The sequence below is a fragment of the Maribacter sp. genome (genome assembly GCA_020629415.1).
GTDB classification, from domain to species: domain Bacteria; phylum Bacteroidota; class Bacteroidia; order Flavobacteriales; family Flavobacteriaceae; genus Maribacter; species Maribacter huludaoensis.
In genome coordinates, this window is sequence record JAHDDL010000001.1 from 73,704 (window position 1) to 75,943 (window position 2,240).

A 2,240-nucleotide genomic window follows, 5' to 3' on the forward strand; every position below is an offset into this window, starting at 1 on the left:
TTTACCCTTAAAATTACTATTAGCTACTTGCTTTTGGTCATATTGGGCATTATTGCCTCATACTATATCTATACGGAGGTTCAAGAATACATTGCTACTGAAAATACAACGGATAAAGACAATAAACTACTTAAAACAAACTCATTTCTAGCTCAATTATATGAAGCTGAAAGTCTCTCTAAACTTGCATTGCAAACCAAAAGTAAAATTAATTTTAGCGCCTATGAGAACAAAATAGACTCCATACGCACCAATATTCAAGAAATAAAAACGCTAACGGACAGTGAATATCAACACAACCTTTTAGACAGCCTTAGCGCACTTTTAGATAAAAAAGTGACAAATATTAATGCCTTAAGAGCCATTAGACTTAAGGACCAAACAGGGACCGCTATAAATTCTGCACTAGCGGAATTTGATAAGTTAGAGGAATCTTTAGGAATTATTAAACCGGAAGGCTTAGCTCCTAATTTAGAAGAACTTTCACCCAAGGCCCAAAGTACCATAAAAAAGGTTGCAGATTATCTTAATGCCAATGTCCCCACAAACGGTAATTCACAAAGCAATACACAGACTATGGACAGTGTTCTACAAGTCTCTAAAAATCTATTGAAAGATGTTAAACAGGAAAATGCCATAAACGAAAACACCTTGGCCATTAGAGAGACCAATATCAATAAAACCGATCTTGAACTTTCGCAGCAGTTACGTACCATCCTCTCTTCATTTGAGCAAGAGATTATTACGAACAGCATCAACAACTCCATTAAAAAGGAAACCTTGTTAAAAAGAAGTATTCGCCTTGCCGTTATTGCAGCAATTCTCGGTTTTCTAGTGGTTGGTATTTTTACCTTTATTATAAATAGAGATTTCTGGAAAGCTAATGTATACAGAGAGAAACTTGAAAAAGAGAAGGTCTACTCTGACTCTTTATTAAAAAGTAGGGAACAATTGATTGCAACGGTAAGTCATGATTTACGCACCCCATTAAACACCATAAGCGGTTACACCAATATTATAGAGGAAAATGAACATGGAACCGTTAATAAAAAGCATATTGACCAAATAAAATCCGCTACCACATATGTGAACAATCTGGTAAACGATTTGCTGGATTTTTCTCAATTGGAGGCCGGTAAAATGGTAGTCAAAAAATCTACTTTTGAGGTAAATGACTTAATTTCCGAAACTGCTAATAGTATTGCCGCACAGTATACGGCAAAGGATATTGATTTAATTCTTCATTTGGATGAGTCTTTAGAACATCCTGTTGTTTCAGATGCTTTTCGATTACGTCAAATTATTACAAATTTACTGGGCAATGCCTATAAGTTTACCGATAAAGGCTCTATCACCTTAACGGGCAATATCATTGAAAAACAAAAAATAAAACAACTTTTCCTGAAAATTTCCGATACCGGCATAGGGATATCAAAAGAGAAGCAAAAACTAATCTTTAAAGAATTTACACAGGCAGAAAACGATACCGACAAAAAGTACGGTGGCTATGGATTAGGACTCACCATTACCAAAAAACTTACCGAATTGTTAGGCGGTACAATCTCGCTTGACAGCAATATAAACAAAGGCAGCACCTTTACACTTAAAATACCTATTGCTTATGGTGAAATATCATCTGTTGAAACAAAAATCGCTTTAAAACCGGATAGGTTAAAAATTATTGTTTTTGATGATGATGCTTCGTTTTTGAAACTAATTGGGGAAATGCTAAAATCAGCCGGAATAGAAGTTTTACTTTTTACCGATTTCAATGCTTTTAAACCCGATTCAGATTTTAAATTCAATATGGTTTTGACCGATATTGAAATGCCTAAGGTCTCCGGCTATGACATTGTTGACCAACTTAAATCAGGAACATTTAAACATTATGAAAATCAACCCATTTTAGCGATGACCGGAAGACGAGATCTTACGGTAGATCACTTTATGGAAAAAGGATTTACTGGACTAATCCGAAAACCATTTTCAAAAACCGATCTTTTACAAAAACTAAACAACATGTTTGAAATGGATTTTGAACATACTCATGAAAAACCTTTTATTTCTAGAAATAACAACGAAAACCTTTACAGTTTAGAAACCATTGAACTCTTTCTAGGAAAAGACAAAACCGCTATTGACGAGGTTTTGCTGACATTTAAAAATGATACAGGGAAAAATTTACATGAATTAAAATTAGCGGTAGCTACAAACAATATTGCTCAAATAAATAGTTCTGC

Annotated in this window: 1 protein-coding gene; it reads left to right on the plus strand. The window is 34.2% G+C overall.

All coding sequences use genetic code 11. The annotated features are described in order from the left end of the window. On the plus strand, nucleotides 1-2,240 hold a 2,240-nt coding region (locus tag QZ657_RS00350; protein ID WP_291964238.1), incomplete at both ends, for a hybrid sensor histidine kinase/response regulator.